At 68.9% G+C, this 25,029-nt stretch carries 28 protein-coding genes and 1 riboswitch; of the genes, 21 read left to right on the top strand and 7 right to left on the bottom strand.

The annotated features are described in order from the left end of the window. The first annotated feature begins 94 nt into the window (after positions 1-94). Positions 95-1,288 (top strand): MFS transporter, encoded by a 1,194-nt coding sequence (locus WG924_RS20945; RefSeq protein WP_345934997.1) that lies wholly within the window; start codon positions 95-97, stop codon positions 1,286-1,288. 45 nt (positions 1,289-1,333) lie between these two features. On the opposite strand, the gene WG924_RS20940 is transcribed toward WG924_RS20945, so the two are convergent. Continuing rightward, positions 1,334-2,665, bottom strand: coding sequence for a ferredoxin reductase family protein (locus WG924_RS20940; RefSeq protein WP_345934996.1), 1,332 nt, complete (start codon positions 2,663-2,665; stop codon positions 1,334-1,336). Between the two features lie 141 nt (positions 2,666-2,806). Further along, entirely contained in the window at positions 2,807-3,337 is a 531-nt protein-coding gene (locus WG924_RS20935) for a DUF488 domain-containing protein (protein WP_345934995.1), read from the bottom strand. Between the two features lie 140 nt (positions 3,338-3,477). On the opposite strand from WG924_RS20935, the gene WG924_RS20930 reads away from it, so the two are divergent. The 3 genes from WG924_RS20930 to WG924_RS20920 all read left to right on the top strand — a co-directional run bounded on the left by WG924_RS20930 (position 3,478) and on the right by WG924_RS20920 (position 6,120). Next, entirely contained in the window at positions 3,478-4,404 is a 927-nt protein-coding gene (locus tag WG924_RS20930) for an SMP-30/gluconolactonase/LRE family protein (protein ID WP_372044830.1), read from the top strand. A 133-nt stretch (positions 4,405-4,537) separates the two neighbouring features. Further along, positions 4,538-5,185 carry a GNAT family N-acetyltransferase gene (locus WG924_RS20925; protein ID WP_345934994.1) on the top strand — a complete coding sequence of 216 codons (648 nt, stop codon included), beginning with the start codon at positions 4,538-4,540 and terminating at the stop codon, positions 5,183-5,185. Then, positions 5,182-6,120: a carbon-nitrogen hydrolase family protein gene (locus WG924_RS20920; RefSeq protein WP_345934993.1), complete on the top strand. Its 939-nt coding sequence runs from the start codon at positions 5,182-5,184 to the stop codon at positions 6,118-6,120. The genes WG924_RS20925 and WG924_RS20920 overlap by 4 nt, the downstream gene beginning before the upstream one ends. A 77-nt stretch (positions 6,121-6,197) precedes the next feature. On the opposite strand, the gene WG924_RS20915 is transcribed toward WG924_RS20920, so the two are convergent. The 3 genes from WG924_RS20915 to WG924_RS20905 form a co-directional block, all read right to left on the bottom strand. Next, positions 6,198-6,488, bottom strand: coding sequence for a hypothetical protein (locus tag WG924_RS20915; protein WP_345934992.1), 291 nt, complete (start codon positions 6,486-6,488; stop codon positions 6,198-6,200). A gap of 208 nt (positions 6,489-6,696) precedes the next feature. Then, positions 6,697-7,098: a hypothetical protein gene (locus WG924_RS20910; RefSeq protein ID WP_345934991.1), complete on the bottom strand. Its 402-nt coding sequence runs from the start codon at positions 7,096-7,098 to the stop codon at positions 6,697-6,699. Next, positions 7,076-7,627, bottom strand: coding sequence for a DUF192 domain-containing protein (locus tag WG924_RS20905; protein WP_345934990.1), 552 nt, complete (start codon positions 7,625-7,627; stop codon positions 7,076-7,078). The genes WG924_RS20910 and WG924_RS20905 overlap by 23 nt, the downstream gene beginning before the upstream one ends. Positions 7,628-7,937: 310 nt before the next feature. After that, positions 7,938-8,046: riboswitch (TPP riboswitch) on the top strand. On the opposite strand from WG924_RS20905, the gene WG924_RS20900 reads away from it, so the two are divergent. The 16 genes from WG924_RS20900 (at position 8,044) to WG924_RS20825 (ending at position 22,753) form a co-directional block, all read left to right on the top strand. Beyond that, positions 8,044-8,868 carry an ABC transporter ATP-binding protein gene (locus WG924_RS20900; protein WP_345934989.1) on the top strand — a complete coding sequence of 275 codons (825 nt, stop codon included), beginning with the start codon at positions 8,044-8,046 and terminating at the stop codon, positions 8,866-8,868. It overlaps the preceding riboswitch by 3 nt. Then, a complete protein-coding gene (locus tag WG924_RS20895) occupies positions 8,865-9,689 on the top strand; it encodes an ABC transporter permease (protein WP_345934988.1) in 825 nt (274 codons plus the stop codon). The genes WG924_RS20900 and WG924_RS20895 overlap by 4 nt, the downstream gene beginning before the upstream one ends. Before the next feature lie 68 nt (positions 9,690-9,757). Continuing rightward, positions 9,758-10,735, top strand: coding sequence for an ABC transporter substrate-binding protein (locus WG924_RS20890; RefSeq protein WP_345934987.1), 978 nt, complete (start codon positions 9,758-9,760; stop codon positions 10,733-10,735). A 323-nt stretch (positions 10,736-11,058) separates the two neighbouring features. Then, entirely contained in the window at positions 11,059-11,532 is a 474-nt protein-coding gene (locus WG924_RS20885) for a Na+/H+ antiporter subunit E (RefSeq protein WP_345934986.1), read from the top strand. Continuing rightward, positions 11,532-11,903: an MrpF/PhaF family protein gene (locus tag WG924_RS20880; protein ID WP_345934985.1), complete on the top strand. Its 372-nt coding sequence runs from the start codon at positions 11,532-11,534 to the stop codon at positions 11,901-11,903. The genes WG924_RS20885 and WG924_RS20880 overlap by 1 nt, the downstream gene beginning before the upstream one ends. Further along, positions 11,900-12,286, top strand: a complete 387-nt coding sequence (gene mnhG, locus WG924_RS20875; RefSeq protein WP_345934984.1) for a monovalent cation/H(+) antiporter subunit G — start codon at positions 11,900-11,902, stop codon at positions 12,284-12,286. Before WG924_RS20880 ends, mnhG begins: the two co-directional genes overlap by 4 nt. Beyond that, complete coding sequence (locus WG924_RS20870) at positions 12,283-12,951, top strand: DUF4040 domain-containing protein (protein ID WP_345934983.1); 669 nt, start codon at positions 12,283-12,285, stop codon at positions 12,949-12,951. Before mnhG ends, WG924_RS20870 begins: the two co-directional genes overlap by 4 nt. Continuing rightward, a complete protein-coding gene (locus WG924_RS20865; RefSeq protein WP_229708505.1) occupies positions 12,951-13,373 on the top strand; it encodes a Na(+)/H(+) antiporter subunit B in 423 nt (140 codons plus the stop codon). Before WG924_RS20870 ends, WG924_RS20865 begins: the two co-directional genes overlap by 1 nt. Positions 13,374-13,380: 7 nt before the next feature. After that, positions 13,381-13,944, top strand: coding sequence for a cation:proton antiporter subunit C (locus WG924_RS20860; RefSeq protein WP_345935079.1), 564 nt, complete (start codon positions 13,381-13,383; stop codon positions 13,942-13,944). Beyond that, positions 13,941-15,428, top strand: coding sequence for a monovalent cation/H+ antiporter subunit D family protein (locus WG924_RS20855; RefSeq protein WP_345934982.1), 1,488 nt, complete (start codon positions 13,941-13,943; stop codon positions 15,426-15,428). Before WG924_RS20860 ends, WG924_RS20855 begins: the two co-directional genes overlap by 4 nt. Before the next feature lie 4 nt (positions 15,429-15,432). Continuing rightward, positions 15,433-16,950: a proton-conducting transporter transmembrane domain-containing protein gene (locus WG924_RS20850; RefSeq protein WP_345934981.1), complete on the top strand. Its 1,518-nt coding sequence runs from the start codon at positions 15,433-15,435 to the stop codon at positions 16,948-16,950. Beyond that, positions 16,947-17,258, top strand: a complete 312-nt coding sequence (locus tag WG924_RS20845; protein ID WP_345934980.1) for a hypothetical protein — start codon at positions 16,947-16,949, stop codon at positions 17,256-17,258. The genes WG924_RS20850 and WG924_RS20845 overlap by 4 nt, the downstream gene beginning before the upstream one ends. Next, a complete protein-coding gene (locus WG924_RS20840; protein WP_345934979.1) occupies positions 17,248-19,011 on the top strand; it encodes a proton-conducting transporter transmembrane domain-containing protein in 1,764 nt (587 codons plus the stop codon). Before WG924_RS20845 ends, WG924_RS20840 begins: the two co-directional genes overlap by 11 nt. Positions 19,012-19,180: 169 nt before the next feature. Continuing rightward, entirely contained in the window at positions 19,181-20,611 is a 1,431-nt protein-coding gene (pyk, locus tag WG924_RS20835; RefSeq protein WP_345934978.1) for a pyruvate kinase, read from the top strand. Between the two features lie 129 nt (positions 20,612-20,740). After that, a complete protein-coding gene (locus tag WG924_RS20830) occupies positions 20,741-21,274 on the top strand; it encodes a GNAT family N-acetyltransferase (RefSeq protein ID WP_345934977.1) in 534 nt (177 codons plus the stop codon). A 12-nt stretch (positions 21,275-21,286) separates the two neighbouring features. Further along, positions 21,287-22,753, top strand: coding sequence for a hypothetical protein (locus WG924_RS20825; RefSeq protein ID WP_345934976.1), 1,467 nt, complete (start codon positions 21,287-21,289; stop codon positions 22,751-22,753). A 22-nt stretch (positions 22,754-22,775) separates the two neighbouring features. On the opposite strand, the gene WG924_RS20820 is transcribed toward WG924_RS20825, so the two are convergent. Beyond that, on the bottom strand, positions 22,776-23,153 hold the full coding sequence (locus WG924_RS20820; RefSeq protein WP_345934975.1) for a DUF4870 family protein: 378 nt from the start codon (positions 23,151-23,153) through the stop codon (positions 22,776-22,778). Between the two features lie 156 nt (positions 23,154-23,309). On the opposite strand from WG924_RS20820, the gene WG924_RS20815 reads away from it, so the two are divergent. Beyond that, complete coding sequence (locus WG924_RS20815; protein WP_345934974.1) at positions 23,310-24,287, top strand: ChaN family lipoprotein; 978 nt, start codon at positions 23,310-23,312, stop codon at positions 24,285-24,287. Between the two features lie 21 nt (positions 24,288-24,308). Here WG924_RS20815 and WG924_RS20810 read toward each other — a convergent pair whose 3' ends face one another. Continuing rightward, positions 24,309-24,950 carry a QsdR family transcriptional regulator gene (locus WG924_RS20810; RefSeq protein ID WP_345934973.1) on the bottom strand — a complete coding sequence of 214 codons (642 nt, stop codon included), beginning with the start codon at positions 24,948-24,950 and terminating at the stop codon, positions 24,309-24,311. Positions 24,951-25,029: the final 79 nt, after the last annotated feature.

The raw sequence follows: 25,029 nt of genomic DNA, 5'->3' as shown, positions 1-25,029 counted from the left end.
ATGCAAGGTCGTTGCAGACCCCGGCCATGGCCGTTATGATGATTATCATCATGTTAAAGTGCCTCTTCCCGAGGCACGAATCGAGAGACACTCCATGGACAAGCGGATCTATGTGCTGACCCTGGTCAATGTCGCCGCCGGGGTTGCGACCTTCGTCCATGCCGGGCTGCTGGCAGCCCTGGTCGTCGATCTGGAGGTGCCGCTTGCCGCCGGCGGTCATATCGCCACGGTCTATGGCATCACCTTCGCCCTGGCGGCCCCGGTTCTGGCCGGGCTGACCGCGCGGTTCGAACGCCGCCGGCTGCTGTCGGTGGCCCTTGGCGCCATGACGGTCGCGGGTGTCGCCTGTGCGCTGGCGCCCAGCTATGAACTGCTGATCGTGGCACGGGTCTTCGGCGGCCTGACCGCCGCCCTCGCCATGCCACTCGCCTCAGGGCTTGCAGCCACCCTGGCACCGCCCGAGGCACGCGGCCGGGCGCTGGCCGCGGTGGTGCTGGGCATGACCATCGCCCTGATCCTTGGCATTCCGCTGGGCAGCGTGGTCGGCAGTCTGGCCGGCTGGCGGGCGACCTTCGGCTTCGCGGCTGTCTTGAGCCTGCTGGCGCTGGTGGCGATCGCCATCATCCTGCCACGGGTGCCTGGCGTCGCCGGACCGGCACGCAATCCGGTGGGCCTGCTCCGTCTGGCGCCGGTTCGCGCCAATCTGTCGATCACCTTGCTGTCATTCATTGCAATTTTCACGGTTGTCGCCTTCGTGGGCCCGGTCACCACCGCCATCACCGGCCATGACGGCAGTGCCATCGGCGTCTTTCAGTCGGCCTCGGGTCTCGGCAGTCTTCTGGGCGTGATGCTGGGCGGGCGGATCGCCGGTGGCCGCCATGCGCAAACCATGGTGATCGGCGCCTTCATGGCGATGATCGCCACCCAGGCCACGATCTCGCTGCTGATGCTGGCCGCTCCCGCGCCGTCGCTGGGACTGGACCTGCTGCTGGGCGTGCTGCTGCTGTCGGGTGCCACCGCGCTGTTCTGCCTGATGCCGGTGGTGCAACTGCGGCTGGTCGGGGCGGCTGGGGCGGCGGCGACCCTGGCGCTGGCGCTCAACGGCTCGACCAATTTCATCGGCCAGGGTCTGGGGGCGGCATTGTCATCGCTGGTCATCGGCCGGCTGGGGCTGGAAGCGATCGGTTTTGGTGGCGCCGTGGTCGCCGCCGGCGCCGTGGTGCTGCTGCTGATCCGGGGCACCGCCGCGCGGGCGCGCAGCCGCCCCGTCGCCACGCGGGCGCGGTGAACCAGGTCCCTGCGCGGGCAGAGGGAACCAGATCGCCGCGCGGGCTCAATGAAAATGAAAATCCTCGGCGATGATCCGGTCGCGCGGCACGCCGAGTGCGGTGAACTGATCGACCATGTCGCGGACGAATTGCGGCCGGCCGCACAGCATCACCGCCACGCCCTCCAGCGGATACACCGCCTCCATCACCTGGGCCGCGGTCAGGCGGCCACGCTCCGCCGTCAGCCACAAGTCATAGTCGATATAGGAATCCGCTTTCGGCACCGCCTCGGCAATTTCGGCGTCGTATGGCGCGTGATCGGCGTCGCGCGCCACATACCACAGCCAGATCCGCCGGAAATCGTCATTGGTGGTCTCAAACCGCAGCATACCCAGGAATGGCGTGATGCCGATGCCGGCGCCGATCCAGATCAGCCGGCGATGGGTGCCGTAGCGATGGGGCGTGAAGCCGCCGAAGGGGCCGAACACCTCAATCGGCTCGCCCGGTGTCAAGGCTGCCAGATCGCGGGTGAAATCGCCCACCATCCGCACCGACAGCCTGAGATCGCGCTCGGCCGGTGACGAGGTCACCGAGAACGGATGCAGTTCGCCGCGCCGGCGGCCGGGGCGGTTGATGAACACGAAGGTGCCGGGTTCATAGATCATCCGCCGCGCCTTGGGCCGCAGCACCAGATCGACCGTATCCTCCGACGCCTGCACCACCTCGCGCACGGCATAAGGATAGCGCGGTGCCGCCCAGCGATAGAGCAGCACCCGATAGACCCAGCTCGCGGCGCCGATCAGCACCAGCAGCGAGACCCAGAAGCGCAGCGGCTCGAAAGCCTGGATCGTCGGCCCCAGGGTCAGCGCATGGGCCGACGTGACGAGGAAGATCGGCCCCAGCATGCCATGCAGCGACAGCCAGCGCTCATAGCGCAGTCGCCGGCTATAGGCCAGCGCCGTCCAGATCAGCACGGCATACAGGATCAGGGCATTCATCGTGGCCGCGGGCGACGACCAGAACGGGATCAGCACGTTGGCGACCGATCCTCCACGCTCCAGTTCCGGCGGGATGTAGAATGCCACATGCACCAGCACCAGCAGGATCGTGATCGGCCCCAGGCGCCGATGCAGCCGCACCGCCCGATCCAGACCACCGAACAGCGGCTCGATGGAACGGCTGCGGGTGGTGGCCAGCAACAGCAGCGACATCAGCGTGATCGCCCAGCACGAGATCAGCAGGCTGGGCGGCAGCCAGCCTGTGAACCGCGCCGCATCCGCCATCGATGCGCGCCCGGCCACCCACAGCCCGGTGGTGATGCCAAGCCCCGACGCGATCAACCACCAGGCCGGCGACAGCCCCCGTAACCATCGCCCGGCTGTCCGCCACCTGCCCACATCGGATGTGGCCTCCCCGGTCGGCCCGCTTTTGTCCATGCATATCCCCGTATATCTCCCGACCGCCGCGTGATCCCCGCGTCGATCATTCGATGACCCTCTATCTATAGCCGAACCGCCCCACGCGACGCGACAGGGCGTTCATCCATCGAACAGATCGCCGATCGCGGGCACCGGACCGGTGGTTGCCAAAACAGTCGCCTTCGCACGCGACAGCGTATCGGTATCACTTTCCCGGCCGCCATCGGCCAGAAGATGGACCAGCGTCGCACCCCTGGCGCGCAACAGCGGCGCCACCAGATGAAAGCGATGGCACGACACCGGATCGCGCTCGGCGCACATCAGCGCGACGCGGTGGCGGCGCGCGCCATTCATCAGCCGGGAAATACCCTGGTCGCGCAGCCGGGCCAGCATTTCAAGGTCGGCGCCGGCGGGCGGGCGGCCCCCCAGTTCGGCGCCAAGGGCCACATGGGCGATGCCGACCGCCTTCAGCGACGCCGCCAACGGCCGGGCGCCGAAGTGCGGATGCCGCCGCGACCACGGCACGGACCGGACATCAGCCACCGCCGTGATCGATGCCGCACCCAACAGTTTGATGAAGCGGTCGATGGTGTGGTCGGAATGGCCGATGGTCCAGAACACAGGCGTGGCGGGGCTGGCATCGTCGATCATGGCGGCCATGATGGCAGAGGCAGGCCGCCACAGGCAATTCCGCAGAACGATCCCGCACAAGGCCAGGCGCGCGCGGCGCCGGCATTCGGGCTAGGCTGTCGCAAAACACGCCATAAGATCCCAGCGGAGGAAACACGCCCATGCCGCCCATGCCCCCGATCACCGAACGCGCCCGCGATCTGGCCTTTCCCGAAGGGCCGGTGGCCATGGCGGATGGCTCGGTCGTGCTGGTGGAAATCGCCGCCGGCCGCATCACCCGGGTGATGCCCGATGGTCGCAAGCTGACCGTCGCCACCCCCGGCGGCGGCCCCAACGGCGCCGCACTCGGCCCCGACGGCAAGCTCTATGTCTGCAACAATGGCGGCTTCGAATGGGCGGTCGACAAGGGTTTCACCAAGCCCGCCGGCACGCCCGGCGATTGGTCGGGTGGGCGGATCGAGCGGGTTGATCTCGACACCGGCCGGGTCGAGGTCTTGTATGACAGCGTCGACGGCCGGGGCCTGCGGGGGCCCAACGACATCGTCTTCGACGCCGATGGCGGCTTCTGGTTCACCGATCTGGGCAAGACCTTCCACGACCGCATCGACCATGGCGGGCTGTATTACGCCCGCGCCGACGGATCGATGATCCGCACCGCCGCCTATCCGGTCGCCAACCCCAACGGCATCGGCCTGTCGCCCGATGGCCGCACGGTCTATGCCGCGGAAACGCCATCGGGGCGGCTGTGGGCCTGGACCATCACCGGCCCGGGCGAGCTGGCCCCGCAGACATGGCCCGAGGTGGAACACCCGCGTCTGCTGGGCCCGGCACCGGGGTTCCGGCGCTATGACAGCCTGGCCGTGGAAGCCTGCGGCAATATCTGCGTCGCGTCGTTGCGCATCGGCGGCATCGAGGTCTATGCCCCCGACGGGCCGGTGATCGATTTCGTGCCCTTCGACGACCCCTATACCACCAATATCTGTTTCGGCGGCGCCGATCTGCGCACCGCTTTCATCACCCTGTCGGGCTCCGGCCGGCTGGTCTCGGTGCCCTGGCCGCGCGCCGGGCTGCGGCTGGCAAATAGCTGACAGCAGGGCCGGTTGCCAGCAGGGTCGGTTGCCAGCAGGGTCGGTTGACCGGGCTTGCCGGCATCGCTATGGGAATGGTCACCATCATGACAGTCTGGCCTTTGCCATCGAAACCGCGGGAGCCCGTACCGCCATGCCATCGACCCCGCCACCTCTGCCGCAAGGTATCCACATCGAGACGCTGACCGGCGATGCCCTCGTCGGGCGGATCGGCGATCTGGCGGCCCTGCGGATCGCGGTTTTCCGTGACTGGCCCTATCTCTATGACGGCAGCGCGGACTATGAGCGGCGTTACCTCGCGACCTATGCCGCCGCCGCCGGCAGCGTGGTGGTGGCGGCAACCGATCGGCCGGGCGGGCGGCCGGGCGGGCGGCCGGGCGGGCGGATGGTGGGGGCGGCGACCGGCCTGCCGATGCGCCACGAACCCACCAGCCTGACCGGGCCGATGGCGGCGGCCGGTTACGACATCGACCGGCTGTTCTATTTCGGCGAATCGGTGCTGCTGCCGGAATGGCGCGGCACCGGCATCGGTGTCGCCTTCTTCGCCGCGCGTGAGGCCCATGCCCGCGGGCTGGGCGGCTTTACCCATGCCTGTTTCTGCGGCGTGGTGCGCCCGCAGAGCCATCCGCACCGGCCGGTGGATGCCGTGCCGCTGGACGGGTTCTGGCATCGGCGCGGCTATGCACCGGTCGCCGGCGCCATCGGCCGGATGGCATGGCGCGATACCGGCTGCGACATCGAGACCACCAAGCCGATGCAGTTCTGGGCGCGGGCGCTGTGAGCGGCATCATCACCCGGCCGGCGGGCGTGGCGGCGGCGGGGGCGGCCGGTCCCGACCGTCTGCGGGTGGCCGCCGCCAATTGGGCGGTATTGCGGCCAGCCTCGATGCAGGCATTGGCGGACCGGCTGGACGCGGCGGTGGCCGATGCCGTGGCCGATGGCGCGCGGCTGCTGGTGTTTCCGGAATATGGCGGGATGGAAGCGGCGGTTCTGTCACCGGCCTTCCGCAGCGGCGATCTGGCCGCGGAAATCGCCGCCGCCACCGCCATGGCCGGTCCGTGGCTGGAGGTGCACCGGGCGATGGCCCGGCGGCACGATATCCACATCCTGGCCGGCAGCCTGCCAGTGCGTGTGCCGGGCCATGCCTGGCCGGTGAACCGCTGCTGGCTGGTGGCCCCCGATGGCAGCCATGCCCATCAGGACAAGCGGATCATGACCCGCTTCGAGCGCGAGCACTGGCATATCGGCGCGGGCGATGCCCGACGGGTGTTCGATACGAGCCTGGGCACGATCGGCATCGCCATCTGCTATGACGCGGAATTTCCGCTGGAGGTGCGCGACATGGTGGTGGCCGGCGCCGATATCATCCTGCTGCCCAGTTGCACCGACACCGTCGCCGGCTATCACCGGGTGCGGGTGGCGGCACAGGCCCGGGCGCTGGAAGGCCAGTGTTTCGTGATCCAGTCGCCCACCACCGGCACGGCCGGCTGGTCGGAGGCGGTGGATGTCAACCACGGCGCCGCCGGCATCTTCGCCCCGCCCGACCGCGGCCTGCCCGATGATGGCGTGGTGCGGCTGGGCGGGTTGGACCAGCCGGGCTGGGTGATCGCCGATCTGAACCGCGCGGCCCTGCGGCTGGTGCGCCAGGACGGGCAGGTTCTGCCACTCCGTCACTGGCACGAACAGGCCGCCGCCCGGCCAGATCAACCCGCCTGAGGCCGTCGACCTGCCTGAGCCTGTCAGTCCGCCCGAGCCTGTCAGTCCGCCCGAGCCTGTCAGTCCGCCCGAGCCTGTCAGTCCGCCTGAGCCTCGATCCGCGAGACCAGGTTGCTCAATCGCAAGGCGTCGGCCAGTTCGGCCGTGCAGGCGACCGCGACCATGCCGAAGGCTGTCGGCGGGCCGATCCAGATCAGATGCTCGGTCATGCCGAGGCGCTCGGCCTCGGCGCGCAGACCCTGCGCCCGGCGGGCGGTCAGGGCGGAGGCGGCGGCAAGGCCGCTTTTCGGCGGTGGCGAGCGATCGGTCGCAGCTTCGGCAAGCGTTACCAGGTAACGCCGGGCACCGGCCGGCATCGGCGGCGGCATGGCAGGGTCTTCCTTGGTCGATTGACACCAGGCCCGCGGCGATGCGGGCTGAGGCAATGGTGGTGGCGGTTGTGGTGGCAGTGGTGACAGCGCGACGCGCCCCTGCAGATATAAGACGAAAACGCCGGCAGGGTAAGCCGCCCTGACGTCACATGATCGCCCAAATTCGCCGGGGCGCCGAAGACGCCACCACACGGACCGCGGCACCTCATGGCCGGGACCGGAACACCGCACAGCTATGCTCGAACATATGCGCGATCCGGTGCAAGGCTTGTGCCCGCGCCTCAGGCGCCGCCATGTCCAGCGCTTCCGCCGCGGCCAGTTCCGCCGCCAGTGCGGCAGCCCCCAGATTGGCGGCCGATCCCTTGAAGCCGTGGGCGGCGCGGCGCCAGACGGAGCCGCCCGTGGCCATCTCGGCGGCCAGCGTATCGAGATAGCCCCGCGCGCCGTCTTCGAACAGGCTGAACACCTCGTCTTCCAGCACACGGTCGCCCAGCGTATAGGAGCGGAGCTGGTCGAAATCGAAGATCATGCGCACCCCAACACCATTGCCGCCGGATGCCCGCCGCCGCCCGATATCCACCGGCTCAGTCGACGGGAAAATCCGCATGAACCACCAGATCGCCGGGCCGGATGCCAAGCAGGCGGGCCGTGCCGGCATTGAGCTCCAGAACCGCGCGCGCCGGGGTCTTGGAGGCGATCGGCGTGTCGCTGAGCGGCGTGGTGTCGGCCGCCACATCGACCACTACGCCCTCCGCATCCAGAAACAGCATGTCGAGCGGCACATAGGTGTTGCGCATCCACATGGTGGGACTGGTGCCCTCGGCGAAGATGAATAGCATGCCATGGTCGGCATCAAGCTCCGACCGGAACATCAGCCCCATCGACCGGGCCTCGCTGGTGCGGGCGACCTCGACCTGGAACATCCGCACCTTGCCGCCATCGGCCGGGCGGATCGCCAGCGGCTCCAGCGGCTGCTGGGGCAGCGCCTGCGCCTGGATGACGGCGCTTGGCCACTGCCTTGCCGCCACCGCCGGATGGGCGGCGGCCCAGCTCGACACCATGAAAGCGGCGGCCAGCACCGCCACAAGCGAACCCGTATGGCGGAGACGATACCAGCGGCGGAGATGGTCCAGCATGCGCGTTCCTCGTCGGGGGCAAGCCTTGGCGTCCGGAGGTGATCCGCGAACAGTGCGGTCCGCGAGCATCGGCCGTTGCGTGCCGGTCGGGAGACGTGATCAGGCCCTGGCTGCGGCAGGCCGGTTAAACCCTCCCGTTCGGCCACATACGTCATCGGTCATACTCCGGCCGGGTCCGGTGCGCAACTGTCGCGCCACAGATGAACTGTGAACCGTGGCGTTCCGGGCCATCGCTGTCGACGCCCCGGCCATCAGCCTTGGGCGGGCACTCCAGGCCTTGCACGACCATGTCGACCGGGGCATAGTAACCGCTTCACTTGGGGGGAGCCGCATGATGGCGGCTGAGAGGTTCCCGGCACGGAACGACCCCTGAACCTGATCCGGTTCGCACCGGCGGAGGAACAAGTGGTCGCAGCATGCCCGACACCCCTGATCTATCCATTATCCTGACCGGCGTTTCGCCGAAGGATCGCCTCACCGGCATTTCGCCGGAGCATCGTCATGCCGGCCATGCGCCGCCGGCTGTCGATATCACCGATGTCCGGGTCCGCCCGGGCGGGCGGCTGGTGCTGGACGGCTGCGGCCTGACCCTGCCCGCCGGCCGGATCACCGCCCTGCTGGGTGCCAGCGGCTCGGGCAAGACCACCCTCATGCGCCTGATCGCCGGGCTCGATGTCGCCGGGTTCGAGGCTGGCCATGTCACGGCCTCCGATGGCCGGCCGCTCGATGGTCGCATCGCCTGGATGGCGCAGCAGGATCTGCTGATGCCGTGGGCGCGGGTGATCGACAATGTCACCCTGGGCGACCGGCTGCGTGGCCGGCCCGTCGACGCGCCCCGTGCCCATGTCATGCTCGACGCGGTCGGCCTTGCCGGCATCGCCCGGCTCCGGCCGGCGGCGCTGTCGGGTGGCATGCGACAGCGTGTGGCTCTGGCCCGCACGCTGATGGAGGACCGCCCGGTGGTGCTGATGGACGAACCCTTCGGCGCGCTGGATGCCGTCACCCGCCACGGGTTGCAGGATCTGGCCTGCCGGCTGCTTCGCGGCCGCACGGTGCTGCTGGTCACCCACGACCCGCTGGAGGCACTGCGGATGGGTGACGAGATCCTGGTGCTGTCGGGCCGCCCGGCCATCGCGCGGCGGGTGACACCGCCACCGGGACCGGTGCCACGGCCGGTGGACACCCCCGATCTGGGCGCGCGCCTGGCCGCGCTGATGGCGGTGCTGGAGGCGCGGCCATGAGCGTGATCGACAACACGATCCCCACCCCCGCGTCCGCGCCACGCCGGACAGCCACGAGCGGTGGTTGGTGGCGTGGCCTGATCGCCGCCGCCGGGCTGATCGGCATCTGGTGGGCGGTGGTGGCGATGGCGGGCATGCCGGCCTTCCTGCTGCCGGCGCCCGACCGGGTGGCCGTGGCGATCTGGGTGAACCGCGCCATGCTGGCCGATCACGCGCTGATCACCGCGCTGGAGATCGCGCTGGGGCTAGGCGCCGGCGCCATGGTCGGCATCACCGCGGCACTGGCGATCGCCGGTGCCCCGAAGCTGGGCCGCTGGATGATGCCGGTGATGGTCGGCGCCCAGGCATTGCCGGTCTTCGCCCTGGCCCCCCTTCTGACCCTGTGGTTCGGCTATGGCTTCACGCCCAAGATCGTGATGGCCGGGCTGATCATCTTCTTCCCCGTCGCCATCGCCTTTCTCGACGGCCTGCGCCGAACCGAGCCGGGCTGGCTCGACATGGCGCGGGTGATGGGGGCACCGCCCGCGCGCCGGCTGCTGCTGATCCGCCTGCCGGCGGCGCTGCCGGCGCTGGCGTCCGGCCTGCGGGTGGCGGCCGCCGTGGCGCCGATCGGCGCGGTGGTCGGCGAATGGGTCGGATCGTCGGCCGGGCTCGGCTATCTGATGCTGCACGCCAACGGCCGGATGAAGACCGACCTGATGTTCGCGGCGCTGGCCGTGCTGGTCGCGATCACCCTGTTGCTCTATCTCGCGGTCGATCGTGGCCTCAGGGCGGCAATGCCCTGGCAGGCCGACGCGCTGGATGGCCCGCCCGCGACCTGACGGCCGCCGCCGGCCGATCCCCCCCGACCGCATCTGCCCCCTATCCATATCATCGGAGGATATGCCCCATGACGCGGAGCCTCATGCGCCGCGGCCTGTCGCCGCGCCGTCTGGCGGCGGCGGCGCTGATCGCCGCCACCACCGCCTTCAACCCGACCGGCGCCTCGGCCGCCGACAAGCTGGTCCTGCTGCTGGACTGGTTCGTGAACCCCGACCACGCGCCGTTGCTGGTGGCGCAGGAGCAGGGCTATTTCACCGAGGAAGGCCTGGATGTCGAGATGATCGCGCCGGCCGATCCGTCGGACCCGCCCAAAATGGTTGCGGCGAAGCGGGCGGATCTGGCGGTGACCTATCAGCCGCAGCTCATCGCCATGGTGCATGAGGGCCTGCCGCTGAAGCGGGTGTCCACACTGGTGGCGACGCCGCTGAACAGCCTGATCGTGCTGAAGGATGGGCCGATCAAGTCGCTGGCCGATCTGAAGGGCCGGCGGATCGGCTATTCGATCGGCGGGTTCGAGGATGTTCTGCTGGGCCGGATGCTCGCCTCGGCCGGGCTCACCACGGATGACGTGACCATGATCAACGTCAATTTCGCCTTGTCGCCGTCGGTGATGTCGGGGCAGGTGGACGCGGTGATCGGGGCCTATCGCAACGTCGAACTGGTGCAGATGGACCTGGAAGGCCGCCCCGGCCGCGCCTTCCTGGTGGAGGAGCATGGCATTCCGCCCTATGACGAGCTGGTGATCGCGGCCCATGCCGACAATGCCGCCGATCCGCGCTTCGCGGCCTTCAACCGGGCGCTGGAAAAGGGCGTGCAGTTCCTGGTCAACCACCCCGAGGCGTCGTGGGAGCTGTACATCAAGGGCCGGCCCGAGGTTGCCGATGAAGGCAACCGCCGCTCGTTCTTCCAGACCATCAGCCGTTTCGCCCACAGCCCCGCCGCCCTCGATCATGGCCGCTGGCGGCGTTTCGCGGCCTTCATGGCCGATGCCGGGCTGATCGACGCACCAAAGCCGGTCGAGGACTATGCTCAGGACTGGCGCTGAACGCCGCTGACGCGAGGCCGCCTCAGCCGGCCGGATCAAGCTGTTCCGCCCCGCTTGCGACGACGTGTCGCAAGCGGGGCGTCTTCATGTCGGGACAAGGGCTTATCGGACCGGATTCGTCCGGATTTCCTTGACCCGTCCCGGGTTTCTTGGGAAAAACGCGGGCCAGGGAGGCGGCGCCGGACGGGGACCGACCAGCGTCCCACGCGCATTCACGGCACTGTTCCCGCACGGCCCGATCCGGGCCGCGGCGCGTGTCGCGCAATGCCGGGCGCCATGCCTCCTTGCCGTATGGGGTCATCAACCACTCAAGGGGGACTGCGGTGGCGCGAGCCTTCGGCCTGTTTCTGGCTTTGCTCACGACCTGGCTGCTGCTGTCGGGCGTCTACAAGCCGCTGATCATCGGCTTCGGCGTGGTGTCCTGTGCCTTTTCGGTATGGGTCGCGCGCTGGCTGGGCGTCGTCGACCGGGAAGGCGCCCCGCTTGGCATGCTGCCGCGTGCCATCCGCTATTGGTTCTGGCTCTCGGTCGAAATCGTGAAGTCCAACATCGACGTGTTCAAGCGCGTCTGGGGTCTGGCGCCGATCGATCCGGCCTGGAAGGTGGTGCCCACCAGCCAGCGCACCGATCTGGGCCGGGTGATCTATGCCCAGTCGATCACCCTAACGCCGGGCACGGTGTCGGTGGATATCGAGGATGGCCGCATCGTCGCCCATGCGCTGCATGCAAGTGCCCTCGACGCCCTGGACGAAGGCGACATGGACCGGCGCTGCACCGCATTGGAAGGGCCGGCCTGATGTTCATCGCCGCAACGATCGCCCTTGTGGTCGCCATCCTGATGGCACTGGCGCGCGGCCTGCTTGGCCCCACCCTGTTCGACCGGGTGCTGGCCACCAACGCCATCGGCACCAAGATCGTGCTGCTGATCGCCGTCGTGGGGTTCCTGACCGACCGACCGGATTTCCTGGATCTTGCCGTCACCTATGCGTTGATCAACTTCATCGCCACGGTCGCGATTCTGAAGCTGCTGCGGGTCGGCCATCTGCGCAGCATCACGCCCGAGGATGCCGCCGAGGAAGAGGTCCTGCGCGGATCGGCGCGCGGCGACGCCGCGGCGCTGCGATCCGGCACCCCCGGCACCAAGACGCCGAAGGGAACACGTCCATGACCGGCCAGATCATCATCGACCTGATCTCGTGGGCGCTGCTCATGGCCGGCGCGCTGTTCGTGCTGACCGGCGCGCTTGGCCTGATCCGGATGCCCGATTTCTATACCCGCCTGCATCCGGCGGGCATGATCGATACCTTCGGCGCCTGGCTGATGCTGGGCGGCCTGTGCGTGCAGGCCGGCTTCACGCTGGTGACCGTGAAGCTGATCATCATCGGCCTGCTGCTGTTCTTCACCTCGCCCACCGCATCGCACATCGTGGCCAATGCCGCCCTGGTCGCGGGCGTGAAGCCCAGCGGCCGGCGCATCGGCGATGCCGGCGCCGGCGGGGCCACGAAACCAGATGTCAGGCGCGCCACCCCATCGAAGGGAGCCCGACGGTGATCGAGATCGGACCCTGGTCGATCATCGCCGTCGACCTGCTGAACGCCGTGCTGCTGCTGATGCTGATCGCGATCGGTGTCGCCATCGTGCGGACCCGCAATCTGCTGACCGCCGTGCTGCTGCAGGGCATCTATTCGCTGGTGATCGCGGCGCTGTGGACGGTGCTGGATGCCATGGACGTGGCCTTCACCGAGGCCGCGGTCGGCGCCGGCATCTCGACCGTGCTGTTCCTGGCCGCCATCACCCTGACCGGCCATAAGGAAAGCAGCCGCGGCCACAATCCGGTGCCGCCGCTGATCGCCGTCGTGGCGACGGGTGCGGCCCTGGTCTATGCCACGGCCGACATGCCGGCCTTCGGCGACCCGCAGGCCCCGGCGCAGACCCATGTCGTGCCCGACTACATCATCGGCTCGGAACAGGTGCATCACATCCCCAACATCGTCACCAACGTTCTGGCCAGCTATCGCGGCTATGACACGATGGGCGAGACGGTGGTGGTGTTCACGGCGGCGCTGGCCGTGACCATGATTCTGGGCGGCGGCGCCGCCACGCTTGGCCGGCGACGCCGCCATGCCCGCGAGGATGATGTCGAGGACACGCATGACGCCGTCAGGTCGGATGACGGATCGGGCGACGGCGACACCGCGAAGAGAGGCGACGCCTGATGCGCGACCATTACCTGATCCTTCGCGTCGTCTCGAAGCTGCTGATCCCGTTCATCATCATGTTCGGGCTCTATGTGCAGTTCCACGGCGAATACGGCCCCGGCGGCGGCTTTCAGGCCGGCGTGATCATCGCCTCGGCCTTCATCCTGTATGCGCTGATCTTCGGCCTGACCACGAAACAGCGGCTGCGGCTGCTGGGTGTGGCGCGGGTGCTGGCGCCGCTGGGGGCGATCATCTTCGTGGGCACCGGCTTCGTCACCCTGCTGTTCGGCGGCAATTTCCTTGAATACGCCGTGCTGATCGACGGCGACCCCACCACCGGGTTGCTGGTCGGCATCATCGTGGTCGAACTGGGGGTCGGCATCGCGGTCACCGCCTCGATGATCGCGCTCTTCTTCACCTTCTCGGAGAGGCGCGACTGACGTGGAGATGCTGGGTCATTTCAACTACTGGGTCTCGATCATCCTGATGATGACCGGGTTCTATGCCGTGATCGCCTCCACCAACATGGTGAAGAAGCTGATCGGCCTGGGCATGTTCCAGACGGCGGTGTTCCTGCTCTACATCTCCATCGGCAAAGTCCGCGGCGGCACCGCGCCGATCCTGATCGACGGGGTCGCGGCGGGCGACGTCTCGTTCTCGAACCCGCTCACCCATGTGCTGATCCTGACCGCGATCGTGGTGTCGATCGCGACAACCGCCCTTGGCCTCGCGATCGTCGTCAGGATCCGCGAGAGCTATGGCTGTATCGAAGAGGACGAGACCATCGCCATGGACATGGCCGACGAGCGTGCCGAAGACGCCATGCCGCCGACCATCGCGGATGCCAAGCGCCGGCTGGGCTGGCTGCCCCGCAGCCAGGCCGCGTCGCGCGCGGCCCCGTCCGCACCGGTTCCCGATCGCAAGCCCGCGGCATCGCGGCCACTGGCGCCGCGCAAGGGCCCGACCGGACGGCGCAAGAGCGCGCCCCGCAAAGGGAAGAGCCGTCCATGAGCCTGCTTGCCCATCTTCCGGCGCTTCAGGTGGCCGTTCCCCTGATCGCGGCCCCGATCGTGGCGATGGTCGGCCGGCGGCGCTTCGCCTATGGCGTGCTGACCCTGGTCAGCCTCGCGATCTTCGCCTCGGCCATCCTGCTGACCCGCCAGGTACTCGACACCGGCCCGATCAGCTATGCCATGGGCAGTTGGCCCGCGCCGATCGGCATCGAATACCGCATCGATCTGCTGACCTGTCTGGCCTTGCTGCTGGTGTCGGGGATCGCCGCGATCTGCGCGCCCTATGCGCCCGCCTCGATCGATGCCGAGATCCAGCCCAAGCGTATCCCGGCCTTCGTCGCCATGTATTTGCTGGCGATTTCGGGCCTGTCGGGCATGGTCGCCACCGGTGACGCCTTCAACATCTATGTCTTCATCGAGATCACCTCGCTGTCGACCTATGCGCTGGTCGCCATGGGCCGCGACCGCCGGGCGCTGTCGGCCGCATTTCAATATCTGGTGATCGGCACCATCGGCGCCACCTTCATCCTGATCGGCATCGGCCTGATCTATATGATGACCGGCACGCTCAACATCGCCGATCTGGCGGCAAGGCTGCCGGCGGTGGAAGGCAACCGGGTGGTGGTGGCGGCCTTCGCCTTCCTGGTCATCGGGCTTGCGATCAAGATCGCGCTGTTCCCGCTGCATGTCTGGCTGCCCAACGCCTATGCCTTCGCGCCCTCGCTGGTATCCGCCTTCCAGGCGGCCACGGCCACCAAGGTCGGCATCTATGTGCTGCTGCGCTTCGTGGTGTCGGTGTTCGGCGCGTCCTATGCCTTCGACGCCATGCCGCTGGGCTGGACGCTGATCCCGTTTGCCGTCGTCGCGATGTTCGCGGGCTCGCTGGTCGCGATCTTCCAGGTCGATCTCAAGCGGCTGTTTGCCTATTCCAGCGTCGCCCAGATCGGCTACATCATGCTGGGCCTGGCGCTCGGCACCCAGGCCGGCCTGTCGGCCGCCCTGATCCACCTGATCAATCACGGGCTGATAAAGGCGGCCTTGTTCCTGGCGCTGGGCCTGATCGCGGTACGGCTGGGCGGCACGCGGCTCGATCATATCCAGGGGCTGGGCCGGACCATGCCGGTGACGGCGGCGGCGATGGTGATCGGCGGGCTCAGCCTGATCGGCGTGCCGCTGACCTCGGGCTTCATCAGCAAATGGTATCTGGTGACCGCCACGATCGAGGCCGGCATGTGGCCACTGGCGGTGCTGGTGATGGCAAGCTCGCTGCTGGCGGTGATCTATGTCTGGCGGCTGGTCGAGATGATGTATTTCCGCGATCCCGTGGAAGGCGCCGCCGAAGCCTGTACCGGCCGATCCAATCCCTGGCTGGCCTGGCCGGCCTGGACGGCGGCGGCATTGTGCATCTATTTCGGCATCGACACCCGTGCGACCGCCGGCCTGGCCGAACTCGCGGCCCGTGCTCTGACCGGAGGCGCGTGATCCGATGACGCCAGAAACCCTGCTGATCGCCTCTCTGCTCTCACCCCTCGCAGGCGGCCTGCTGATCGTGGCGGCAGGCCGCAGCCCCGGATTGCGCGACGCCCTGATGGTGCTGTCGGGCGTTGCCACCGCAGTGTTCACGCTGATGCTGACCGCCCAGGTGATCGACGGCGCCCGCCCGGCGCTGGCGCTGCACGAACTGATGCCCGGCCTGACCATCGGCTTCGCGGTCGAGCCGCTGGGCATGATCTTCGCGGCTGTCGCCGGCACGCTATGGCCGATCACCGCGGTTTATTCCATCGGCTATATGCGCGGCAATCACGAGGCGCATCAGACCCGCTTCCATCTGTGCTTCGCCATCGCCATCGCCAGCGCGCTTGCCCTCGCCTATGCCGACGGGCTGCTGTCGATGTTCCTGGCCTATGAGGTGCTGACCCTCTCCACCTATCCGCTGGTCACCCATGCCGGCACCAAGGCGGCGGTCAAGGCCGGGCGCACCTATCTGGGCATCCTGCTCGCCACCTCGATCGGCTTCCAGCTAACCGCGATCATCGCGGTCTTCGTGCTCTCGGGCACGGTGGCCTTCACCCCCGGCGGCGTGCTGCCCGACGGGCTGTCGCCGGGCCTGCTGGCGCTGCTGCTGGGCCTGTTCGTCTATGGCATCGGCAAGGTCGCGCTGATGCCGCTGCATGCCTGGCTGCCGGCGGCGATGGTGGCGCCGACCCCGGTCTCGGCGCTGCTGCATGCGGTGGCGGTGGTCAAGGGCGGCGCCTTCGCCGTGGTCAAGGTCATCACCTACACCCTCGGCACCGACCGTCTGGCGGCGGCCGGGGCCAATGACTGGCTGGTCTGGGTGGCGGCGGCCTCGATCGTCATCGCCTCGTCGATCGCGCTGACCCAGGATCATCTGAAGCGTCGGCTGGCCTATTCCACCATCAGCCAGCTCGCCTATGTGACGCTGGCGGCGGCGATCATGGCGCCCCTGTCGATCGTGGGGGCGGCCATGCATATCGCGGCCCACGCCGTCGGCAAGATCACCCTGTTCTTCGCGGCCGGCGCCATCCACACCGCCGCCCACAAGGATTATGTCAGCCAGTTGGACGGCATCGGCCGGCGGATGCCCTGGACCATGGGCGCCTTCACCCTGGCCTCCCTGTCGATGATCGGCCTGCCGCCGGCGGTGGGCTTCACCAGCAAATGGTTCATCCTGGAAGGCGCGCTGTCGTCGCAGTACTGGGTGGCGGTGGCGGCTTTGGCCGCGTCGACCCTGCTGAACGCGGCCTATTTCCTGCCAATCGTGTGGCGGGCCTTCTTCCGGGCACCGGTGGCGGCGAAATCCGTGGGGGCGGCCGGCGCCCATGGCGACGATCATCACGGCCCTCATGGCGAGGCGCCCCTGCCGATGGTGCTGGCGATCATGACCACCGCCGGCCTGACCCTGCTGCTGTTCCTCTATCCCGATCCCGTGCTGGCGCTGGCCGAGGCCCTGGCCAACGCGGTCACTCAGGGAGGTGTGCGTTGACCGGTTCCGCGCGTTCCAAGCCGGCTCTGACCAAGCTGGCCCCGGCCAAGGCCGCGGTCTCGATGCCGCTGACGCTGTCCGTATCGCGGATCGGGCTCGGCATCGCCGTGGCGGTTCTGGTGCTGTCGGCCCTGGCCGAGCTTGGCATCCATCGCCACGGCTATCTGGGTTTCGACGAGATCTTCGCCTTCCATGGCTGGTTCGGCCTGCTCGCCGGGCTTGCCGCCGTGGTCGTCGCGCGCGGGCTGGTGCTGACGCTGGGCCGCCCCGCCAACACCCCGGCCGCGGAGACCGACGATGATGACTGACGCCGGGATGACGGATGCCGGCCTGTTCGCCACCCTGCCGCCGGCGGTGCTGCTGCTTCTGGGCGCGCTGCTGACGGCGCTGCTGCCACGCGCGCTGCGCGCGGTGCCGGTGATCCTGGCGCCGCTTGCCACCCTGGCCGTGGTGTGGCTGCTGCCCGGTGGCGCAGGCCCGGCCCATGCGTGGCTGGATCAGATTCTGGTGCCGGTGTCGGTCGACGCCACGGGCCGCGCCTTCGCCACCATCTTCGCGCTGGCGGCGCTGGCCGGCGGCGTTTATGCCCTGCCCCGCGCCGGCACGACCGAACTGGTGGCGGCGCAGGGCTATGGCGCCGGCGCCATCGGCCTTGCCTTCGCCGGCGATCTGCTGACCGTGCTGGTGTTCTGGGAAATCCTGGCGGTCGGCTCCACCGTGGTGATCTGGGCTGCCGGCACCGATCGTGCCCGGCGCGCCGCCATGCGCTATCTGCAGGTGCATCTGTTCGGCGGCATGGTGCTGATGATCGGCATCGCCGGCCATCTGGCCGGCGGCGGCGACAACACCGTCGCCGCCCTGACCGGCGGGCTGGATGCCGGCGACTGGACCGCGTGGATGATCCTGGCCGGCGTGGTGATCAATGCCGGCGCGCCGCCGCTGTGGTCATGGGTGTCGGACGCCTATCCGACGGCGTCGTCCACCGGCATGGTGTTTCTGTCGGCCTTCACCACCAAAGCGGCGGTCCTGGTGCTGATCCGGCTGTTTCCCGGTGCCGAGATCCTGATCTGGACCGGCATCGTCATGGCGGCCTATGGCGCGATCTTTGCCCTGGTGGAAAACGACCTGCGCCGGGTGCTCGCCTTCTCGATCGTCAGTCAGGTGGGCTTCATGGTCACCGCCGTCGGCATCGGCACGCCGCTGGCGCTGGCCGGCGCCTCGGCGCAGGCCTTCGCCCACATCCTGTACAAATCGCTGATGACCATGGCCGCCGGCCATATGGTCGCCGCCACCGGCCGGCGGGATCTGGCCGATCTGGCCGGCATCGGCCGGCGGATGCCGCTGACCTGGGCGGCATTGCTGATCGGCGGGCTGGGGCTGGCGGCCGTGCCGCTGACGGCGGGTTTCGTGTCGAAGGGCGTTATCCTGTCGGCCGCCGGCAAGGATGGCTTCGGCGTCGCCTGGGCCTGTCTGGTCGGGCTGGCTGTGGTCTCCAGCGTCTATGCGGCGCTGAAGCTGCCGATCGTGCTGTGGGGCACCACCGGCGCGCGGCGGATCACCACCACCAGCCGGGGCCTGGATGGCGGCACGCTGGCCGAACCCGGTGTGATGCAGATGGTGGCGATGGCCTTCCTGGCCGCCCTGATCATCGGCATCGGCATCGTTCCCGGCACGCTGCTGGGCCTGTTTCCGGCATCAGCGGATTATGCGGTGTTCACGGCCGACCATCTGATCACCCAGGTGCAGCTTCTGGCGGCGGCGGCGGTGATCTGGTTCCTGGCGGCACCTCGTCTGGCACCGGGGCATGGCCGCCTGCGCGATCTGGACTGGATCTATCGCAGCCTGATCCCGCGCCTTGCCTCGGAATTCGCCATCCATGGCGATCCGTTGCGCAGCGGCATCGTCCGTCGCATCCGCCATCGCATCGACTTCGTGATGGCCAGCGTGTTCCGCATTCACGGGCCAGAGGCGCCGCTGGCCCGCGACTGGCCGACCGGCGGCACCGTGCTTGGCATCACCGTGATGCTGGGTCTGTGTCTGGTGGTCTATTACGCCGCCTGACCGGTTGCCGCTCCCCTGTCTGTCAGACGCCCCGCACGCGCTTGCGCGTTGCGGGGCGTTCTGTTTTGTCATCGCCCCAGACTGGTTTGTCATCGCCCAAGGCTGGCGGGCATTGGCCATCAGGCTATGCTGGCCGGCCATCGATCCTGGTTCGAAAGGCCTGACACCGATGTCGATACCGCCACGCCGCGACCGGGCCGCGAAGATCATCGCCACGCTTGGCCCCGCCAGCGCCGATGACGCCGCCATCCGTCGCCTGTTCCTGGCCGGCGCCGATGTGTTCCGGGTGAATATGAGCCATGGCGATCATCCGACCCATGCCGGCGTGATCGCGGCGATCCGCCGGGTCGAGGCGGATATGGGCCGGCCGATCGCGATCATGGCCGATCTGCAAGGCCCCAAACTGCGCATCGGCACCCTGCCGGATGATGGCATCGGCCTTGCCGTCGGCTGCAGCTTCACCCTGTGCCTGAACGAAACCGAGGGCACCGCCAACCGCGTGACCCTGCCGCATCCGGAAATCTTCGCCGCCGCCCGCGCCGATGACCGGCTGCTGCTGGATGACGGCCGGATGGTGCTGCGGATCACCGCCGTCGATGATGGCTTGATCATCACCCGCGTCGAGACCGGCGGCCGGCTGAGCAGCCACAAGGGCGTGAATGTTCCCGATGCCGCGCTGGATCTGGCCGCCATCACGTCCAAGGATCGGGTGGATCTGGATTTCGCCCTGAACCAGGGGGTCGATCTGGTGGCGTTGAGCTTTCTGCAATCGGCCCGCGACGTTCAGGCCCTGCGCCGGCTGGTCGGCGGCGCCGCGCGGATCGTGGCCAAGCTGGAAAAGCCCCAGGCGCTGGACGATCTGGCGGCCATTGTGGATGCGGCCGACGCGATCATGGTGGCGCGCGGCGATCTGGGCGTGGAGTTGGGTGCCGCCGCCGTGCCGATCGCCCAGCGCCGGGTGATCAAGGCCGCGCGCGCCGCCGGCCGGCCGGTGATCGTCGCCACCCAGATGCTTGAAAGCATGATCGAGGCGCCGGTGCCGACCCGCGCCGAGGCATCGGATGTCGCGACCGCGATCTATGGCGAGGCCGATGCGGTGATGTTGAGCGCCGAAACCGCGATCGGCCGCCACGGCGTGGCGGCGGTGACGGTGATGGACAGCATCATCCGCAAGGTCGAGGCCGACATGGCCGCGGATATCGAACCCCAGGCCTTCTCGACCCCGGTGGAGAAGGGCGTGCCGGTGCCGAAGGCGGTCAGCCGGGCGGTGCGCGAGATCGCGGCCAGCCTGGATTGCGCGGCGGTGGTGACCTTCACCTCATCGGGCCATACAGCACTTGCGATCGCGCGGGAGCGACCGGCCTCTCCCATTCTGGGCCTGACACCCGACACCGGCACCGCCCGGTTCCTGGCGCTGGTCTGGGGCGTGCACAGCCTGCGATCGGCCGAGGTCGACACGATGCCGGACATGATGGAGATCGTGCGCGACTGCGTTGCCCGAAGCGGCATCGCCCGGGCCGGCGATGTGGTGGTGATCACCGCCGGCATCCCCCTCCGCACGCCGGGCACCACCAATCTGATCCGGGTCGCGACGATCTGACATTGGCCCCTGACGCCGGCCCCGCCGCAATGCCGCCATGCGGCCGGCGCGCTGGTGCATGCCCGCCGGCGGGGCTAAGGTTTGAGCTTCCGCTGCCACAGCGTCACATGAACCGACAGAGCGCCTGCCATGCTGCGTCCAGCCTGCCCGACCGATGCCGCCGCCATTGCCGATCTGGTGGCCATGGCCGACCCGCTCAGCATCGGTGGCCTGACCGGGCTGGACGATCCGGCCGCGGCGATGGCCGCCTATCGGGCACTGGTTCAGGGCGCCGCGGGCATCGCCTCCCATCTCCATGCCCGGGTGTTCGAACAGGACGGGCGGGTGATCGGGGTCGCGGTTGCCTATCCCGGCCGGCTGGTCACCGCCGACGACATCCCCGCCGAGGCGCGGGTGACCGATGCCGCGGATTTCTACATCGACAATGTCGCAGTGTTCCCTGAACATCAGGGCCGCGGCATCGCCCGACAGCTCATCCTGGCAACTGAGGCCGCCGCGACCATCGACGATTTTCCGGCGGTGTCGCTGATCGTCGATGAGCGCAATCGGGGCGCCTTCACGGTTTATGACCGGCTGGGCTATGCGGTGTCGGGCCGGGCGGTGGTGCGCGGCGAGGTGTTCCACCGGATGCGCAAGCCGCTGCCCGCCGGCGCCGGCCGCTGACGGCGCCCGGTGATGCGCCCTTCCGCCCCGAACACGCCCTTTTCTGGCCGGACCTGTCCGCCGCACACCCGTGCCGCGGCACTGGTGATGATCGCGACCGTGCCGCTGGTTCTGCTCGCCTGGCTGTTCAAGACACCGGGCTGGAGCCTGGCCGCCGGCATCGCCTTGCTGGCCTATCTGGCTCTCACCTGGACCGATCTGCGCCGCTCCACCCGGCGGGCGGTGGGCGCCATGCTGATCATCGGCTGGTCGGCGCTGCTGATCACCGGCGCCGATCCGCTGTCGCTGGCGGCACGCCTGTCGGACAATGCGATCGTCGGCGTGCTGATCGTCGCCTGCGGGCTGCTGGCGGTGCCGGCGGCCTCGCCGCGCTATGTGGCCGAACTCACCCGGCTGGTCTCGGGCGCCAGCGGTCGCCGGCCACCACTCAGCCGGCTGGCGCTGGTGTTCTGGACCGGCCATGTGCTGGGCGCGCTGCTGAACATCTCGGCCCTGTCGGTGCTGCTGCCGGCGCTGGGCGGCGCGCGGGCGCGTGACAGCCGGCTGATGCGCAGCCTGCATCGCGGCTTTGCCCTCGCCGGGTTCTGGAGCCCGTTCTATGCCACCGTCGCCATCGTGCTGATCGCGTATCCCGGCGCCGGCTGGCGCGGTCTGCTGACCGCCACCCTGCCGATCCTGCCGATCGCCTTCCTGCTCGACATGGCGGCGGCGCTGCGCCACGGCCGCACGGCGCTTGCCCGCGCGGTGGTGCCGCCCAGCGATGAAGCCCGTGCGGCCGACGCCGCCGAGGCGGAAGCTCTCGATGCCGCCACCGCCGGCAGGCAGGGGCCGTCGCTGTGGCTGGCCGCGGGCGGACTGGCCGGGCTGGGGATCGGGCTTGATCTGGTGATGCCGGGGCCCACGCTGGTCTGGGTGATCGTGGCGGCGCTGATCGTGGCCCATGTCTGGATGCTGTGGTCGCAAGGGCCGCGCGCCACCTGGACCCGTCTGGTGCGCCCCCGGCTGATCGGCCCGCCGGGCATGACGCTGCAGGCCAACGAGATCGCCGTGTTTGCCGCCGCCGGGCCGCTGGCGGCGGGGCTGGCCGCAATTCTGGCGCCGGCGGCACCCGATATCGCCGCCGCCGCGAACGCGGTGCCGCTGTGGCTGGCGATCCTGGCGGTGCAGATGGCGATCTTCGGCCTGTCACATCTGGGGGTGCATCCGGTCGCCTCGATCCTGCTGGTGGCGGGCGCCCTGCCCGATCAGGTGGTGGCGGGGCGGGACGCCCTGTTCGCCGGGGCCAGCCTGGCCGGCTATACCCTCACTTTGCTCGCCTCGCCGTTCAGCGTGACCGGCCAGGTCTTCGCCAGCCTCACCGGCGCCACGTCGTGGAACCAGACCGTCACCCGCAATATCGGCTATGCCCTGATCATGGGGCTGGCCGCGGCCTTCTGGCTGGATCTGGGCGCGCTGCCGCTGCTGGCGGCGCTGGACTGATCCGCCACCTTTCCCATGACGCTCAACGTGGACCCTGGCCCTTGCGCATCCGCAGCCAGCCGCGGATGAAGCGATAGGCCATCCACAGCCATGCCACGGCGATGATCAGGAAGCCGATCACCACGATGGTCAGCACATAGCCGATGACATTGGCGATCACGCCGAACCAGAAGGTCTCCACCATATAGCGGTAATGCGCCCGCTCATTGGTTTCGGTGTCGAGCATGAAGAACCGGACATGGGCGATGATGCTGGCCACCACCAGCGGCAGCGCCGTCAGCAGCCCCAGCAGATGCAGGCCATAAGTGACCGTCAGCATCACCTCGGCCTGATGGGCGCTGCGGTCAGGGGCACCCGGCACACCGGGACGCAGTTCGAATTTGGGCTCGCTCTGGGCCATATCCTGCTTCGGGCTCCGTCTGGTGCGGTTCGGTGCTTGGCAATGTCGCCGGTTCAGGCGAAATGTAGGGATGGTCGCAAGCCGCCGCCAGCGTCCCGTTGCATCCCATGCCGCATACGCCCCATGCCGCGCGCTTCCCGGAGACCATCCGAGACCATGCCAGCCCCCCACGCCGCAACCATACCGCCCCACCATAGCCGACGGATCCGGCCGATCCTGTGCGCCGTCCTGATCGCGACCCCGGTCCTGATCGCGACCCCGGCCCTGGCCGCAGACACGGCCGTGCCCACGGCGTTCACCGATGCCGCGGCCCGCGCCGATGTGGTGGCGCTGGGCGAACGCCACGATCATGCCGGCCATCACCGCATCCAGGCGGCGGCCTATCGCGCCCTGATCGCCGCCGGTCGCAGGCCCGCACTGGTGATGGAGATGTTCAGCCGCGACAGCCAGGCCGCGATCGATGCGCTGACCGCAGGCCTCGGACCGTCGCCGACACCGGCTGCGGTCGACGAGGCGCTGGACCGGATGCCGGACGTTTCGGGCTTCACCGCCGGCGGCTGGCGCGACTGGTCCGCCTATCGGCCGGTGGTGGCGGTGGCGCTGGACCATGGCCTGCCGGTTCTGGCCGCCGATTGGCCGATGGCCGATCGCCGGGCGCTGAGCCAGGATGGCTGGCAGGCACTGCCGGCCGAATTCGTCGCCCGTTTCGGGCTGGACCAGCCGGCGGCGTCCGCCGTGGTCGACGGCCTGACCGCGGCGATCACCGCCGGCCATTGCGGCCATGCGCCGGAAGCGGCGCTACCGGCCATGATCCGGGTGCAGCGTGCACGGGATGCCGGCATCGCCGGCGCGGCGCTGGACGCCCTGGCGCGGCCCGATATCGATCAGGCGCTGATCATCGCCGGCAGCGGCCATGTCCGCCGCGATCTGGGCGCGCCGCTCTATCTGGGCGATGCCGCGGTCCTGGCGGTGGGGCTGGCCGAAACCGGCGCGGACGACCCCGAGCCCGGCCTGCGTGATCCCCGGCCGGGCGAGCCCTTCGATCTGGTCTGGGTGGCAGCGGCGCAACCGCGCGAAGATCCGTGCATCGCCTTCAAGGCGGCGCTTGAGGCGATGAACACCGCCCAGAAGTGACCGCGCCGATCGTGGCCGACCTCAGACGACGGAGCGCTTCGGGGCCCCGTCGAGTTGGGAAGTCCGCTGCCCGTTCTGTTCCAGCAGCAGGGCGGCCACGTCGACGGCGGTGCGGATATCGCGCGGCGGCCCGCCCAGCAGATCGGCATACATATAGGCATCGCACAGCCGCACGGTCGCCTCGGCCAGCATCGGGATCGGCAGACCCGGCACGAAATGGCCGGCTGCCGCCTCTTCGGCCATCACCTCGCCCATCAATGCGGCCGCACGGGTCTCGATCGGTCCCATCGATGTCGCCAGCCGGATGAACAGCAACGGTTCGCGCTGGACGAAAGCCTTCAGCGGCTCGGCCTGAAGCACCTCGGCCATGAATTCATGCATCAGCACCAGAATCCGACGGGTACCGGTCAGGCCGCGGACCCGACGTTCGGCGGTGCGGAAGCTGTGTTCGGTGCGGTCGGCCAGCACCATGCCAAGCAAACGGTCGCGATTGCCGATCCGCCGGTACAGGGTGGCACGGCCGACGCCAAGTTCCGCCGCCAGCTCCGACATGTCGATCGCCTCGCCGCGCAGATAGCGGCGCACACCGGCGCGCACAACCTCGGCTTCCCCTGCGCGGCGGGGGCGGTCGTCCTGCTGTTCAGAGATGGTCAACTCAGTCATCGGCCCTGCTCGTTAAGGCATCTGGTACGGCATTGTCGCAAGACATGGCGGACATCGGTATCCCCGCCGAGACAGTGTC

The organism is Tistrella arctica, from assembly GCF_039630945.1.
Taxonomy (GTDB): domain Bacteria; phylum Pseudomonadota; class Alphaproteobacteria; order Tistrellales; family Tistrellaceae; genus Tistrella; species Tistrella bauzanensis.
This window is presented reverse-complemented; position numbering and strand designations above follow the sequence as displayed.

What these genes read in the sequence shown, in the direction of transcription:
- pyk (WP_345934978.1), top strand. Translation starts at nt 19,181, where the DNA reads ATGTCGATACCGCCACGCCGCGACCGGGCCGCGAAGATCATCGCCACG.
- WG924_RS20895 (WP_345934988.1), top strand. Translation starts at nt 8,865, where the DNA reads ATGAGCGTGATCGACAACACGATCCCCACCCCCGCGTCCGCGCCACGC.
- WG924_RS20810 (WP_345934973.1), bottom strand. Translation starts at nt 24,950, where the DNA reads ATGACTGAGTTGACCATCTCTGAACAGCAGGACGACCGCCCCCGCCGC.
- mnhG (WP_345934984.1), top strand. Translation starts at nt 11,900, where the DNA reads ATGACCGGCCAGATCATCATCGACCTGATCTCGTGGGCGCTGCTCATG.
- WG924_RS20840 (WP_345934979.1), top strand. Translation starts at nt 17,248, where the DNA reads ATGATGACTGACGCCGGGATGACGGATGCCGGCCTGTTCGCCACCCTG.
- WG924_RS20910 (WP_345934991.1), bottom strand. Translation starts at nt 7,098, where the DNA reads ATGCGGATTTTCCCGTCGACTGAGCCGGTGGATATCGGGCGGCGGCGG.
- WG924_RS20915 (WP_345934992.1), bottom strand. Translation starts at nt 6,488, where the DNA reads ATGCCGCCGCCGATGCCGGCCGGTGCCCGGCGTTACCTGGTAACGCTT.
- WG924_RS20925 (WP_345934994.1), top strand. Translation starts at nt 4,538, where the DNA reads ATGCCATCGACCCCGCCACCTCTGCCGCAAGGTATCCACATCGAGACG.
- WG924_RS20935 (WP_345934995.1), bottom strand. Translation starts at nt 3,337, where the DNA reads ATGATCGACGATGCCAGCCCCGCCACGCCTGTGTTCTGGACCATCGGC.
- WG924_RS20855 (WP_345934982.1), top strand. Translation starts at nt 13,941, where the DNA reads ATGAGCCTGCTTGCCCATCTTCCGGCGCTTCAGGTGGCCGTTCCCCTG.
- WG924_RS20865 (WP_229708505.1), top strand. Translation starts at nt 12,951, where the DNA reads ATGCGCGACCATTACCTGATCCTTCGCGTCGTCTCGAAGCTGCTGATC.
- WG924_RS20880 (WP_345934985.1), top strand. Translation starts at nt 11,532, where the DNA reads ATGTTCATCGCCGCAACGATCGCCCTTGTGGTCGCCATCCTGATGGCA.
- WG924_RS20930 (WP_372044830.1), top strand. Translation starts at nt 3,478, where the DNA reads ATGCCGCCCATGCCCCCGATCACCGAACGCGCCCGCGATCTGGCCTTT.
- WG924_RS20905 (WP_345934990.1), bottom strand. Translation starts at nt 7,627, where the DNA reads ATGCTGGACCATCTCCGCCGCTGGTATCGTCTCCGCCATACGGGTTCG.
- WG924_RS20890 (WP_345934987.1), top strand. Translation starts at nt 9,758, where the DNA reads ATGACGCGGAGCCTCATGCGCCGCGGCCTGTCGCCGCGCCGTCTGGCG.
- WG924_RS20860 (WP_345935079.1), top strand. Translation starts at nt 13,381, where the DNA reads ATGCTGGGTCATTTCAACTACTGGGTCTCGATCATCCTGATGATGACC.
- WG924_RS20825 (WP_345934976.1), top strand. Translation starts at nt 21,287, where the DNA reads ATGCGCCCTTCCGCCCCGAACACGCCCTTTTCTGGCCGGACCTGTCCG.
- WG924_RS20815 (WP_345934974.1), top strand. Translation starts at nt 23,310, where the DNA reads ATGCCAGCCCCCCACGCCGCAACCATACCGCCCCACCATAGCCGACGG.
- WG924_RS20945 (WP_345934997.1), top strand. Translation starts at nt 95, where the DNA reads ATGGACAAGCGGATCTATGTGCTGACCCTGGTCAATGTCGCCGCCGGG.
- WG924_RS20850 (WP_345934981.1), top strand. Translation starts at nt 15,433, where the DNA reads ATGACGCCAGAAACCCTGCTGATCGCCTCTCTGCTCTCACCCCTCGCA.
- WG924_RS20830 (WP_345934977.1), top strand. Translation starts at nt 20,741, where the DNA reads ATGCTGCGTCCAGCCTGCCCGACCGATGCCGCCGCCATTGCCGATCTG.
- WG924_RS20900 (WP_345934989.1), top strand. Translation starts at nt 8,044, where the DNA reads ATGCCCGACACCCCTGATCTATCCATTATCCTGACCGGCGTTTCGCCG.
- WG924_RS20820 (WP_345934975.1), bottom strand. Translation starts at nt 23,153, where the DNA reads ATGGCCCAGAGCGAGCCCAAATTCGAACTGCGTCCCGGTGTGCCGGGT.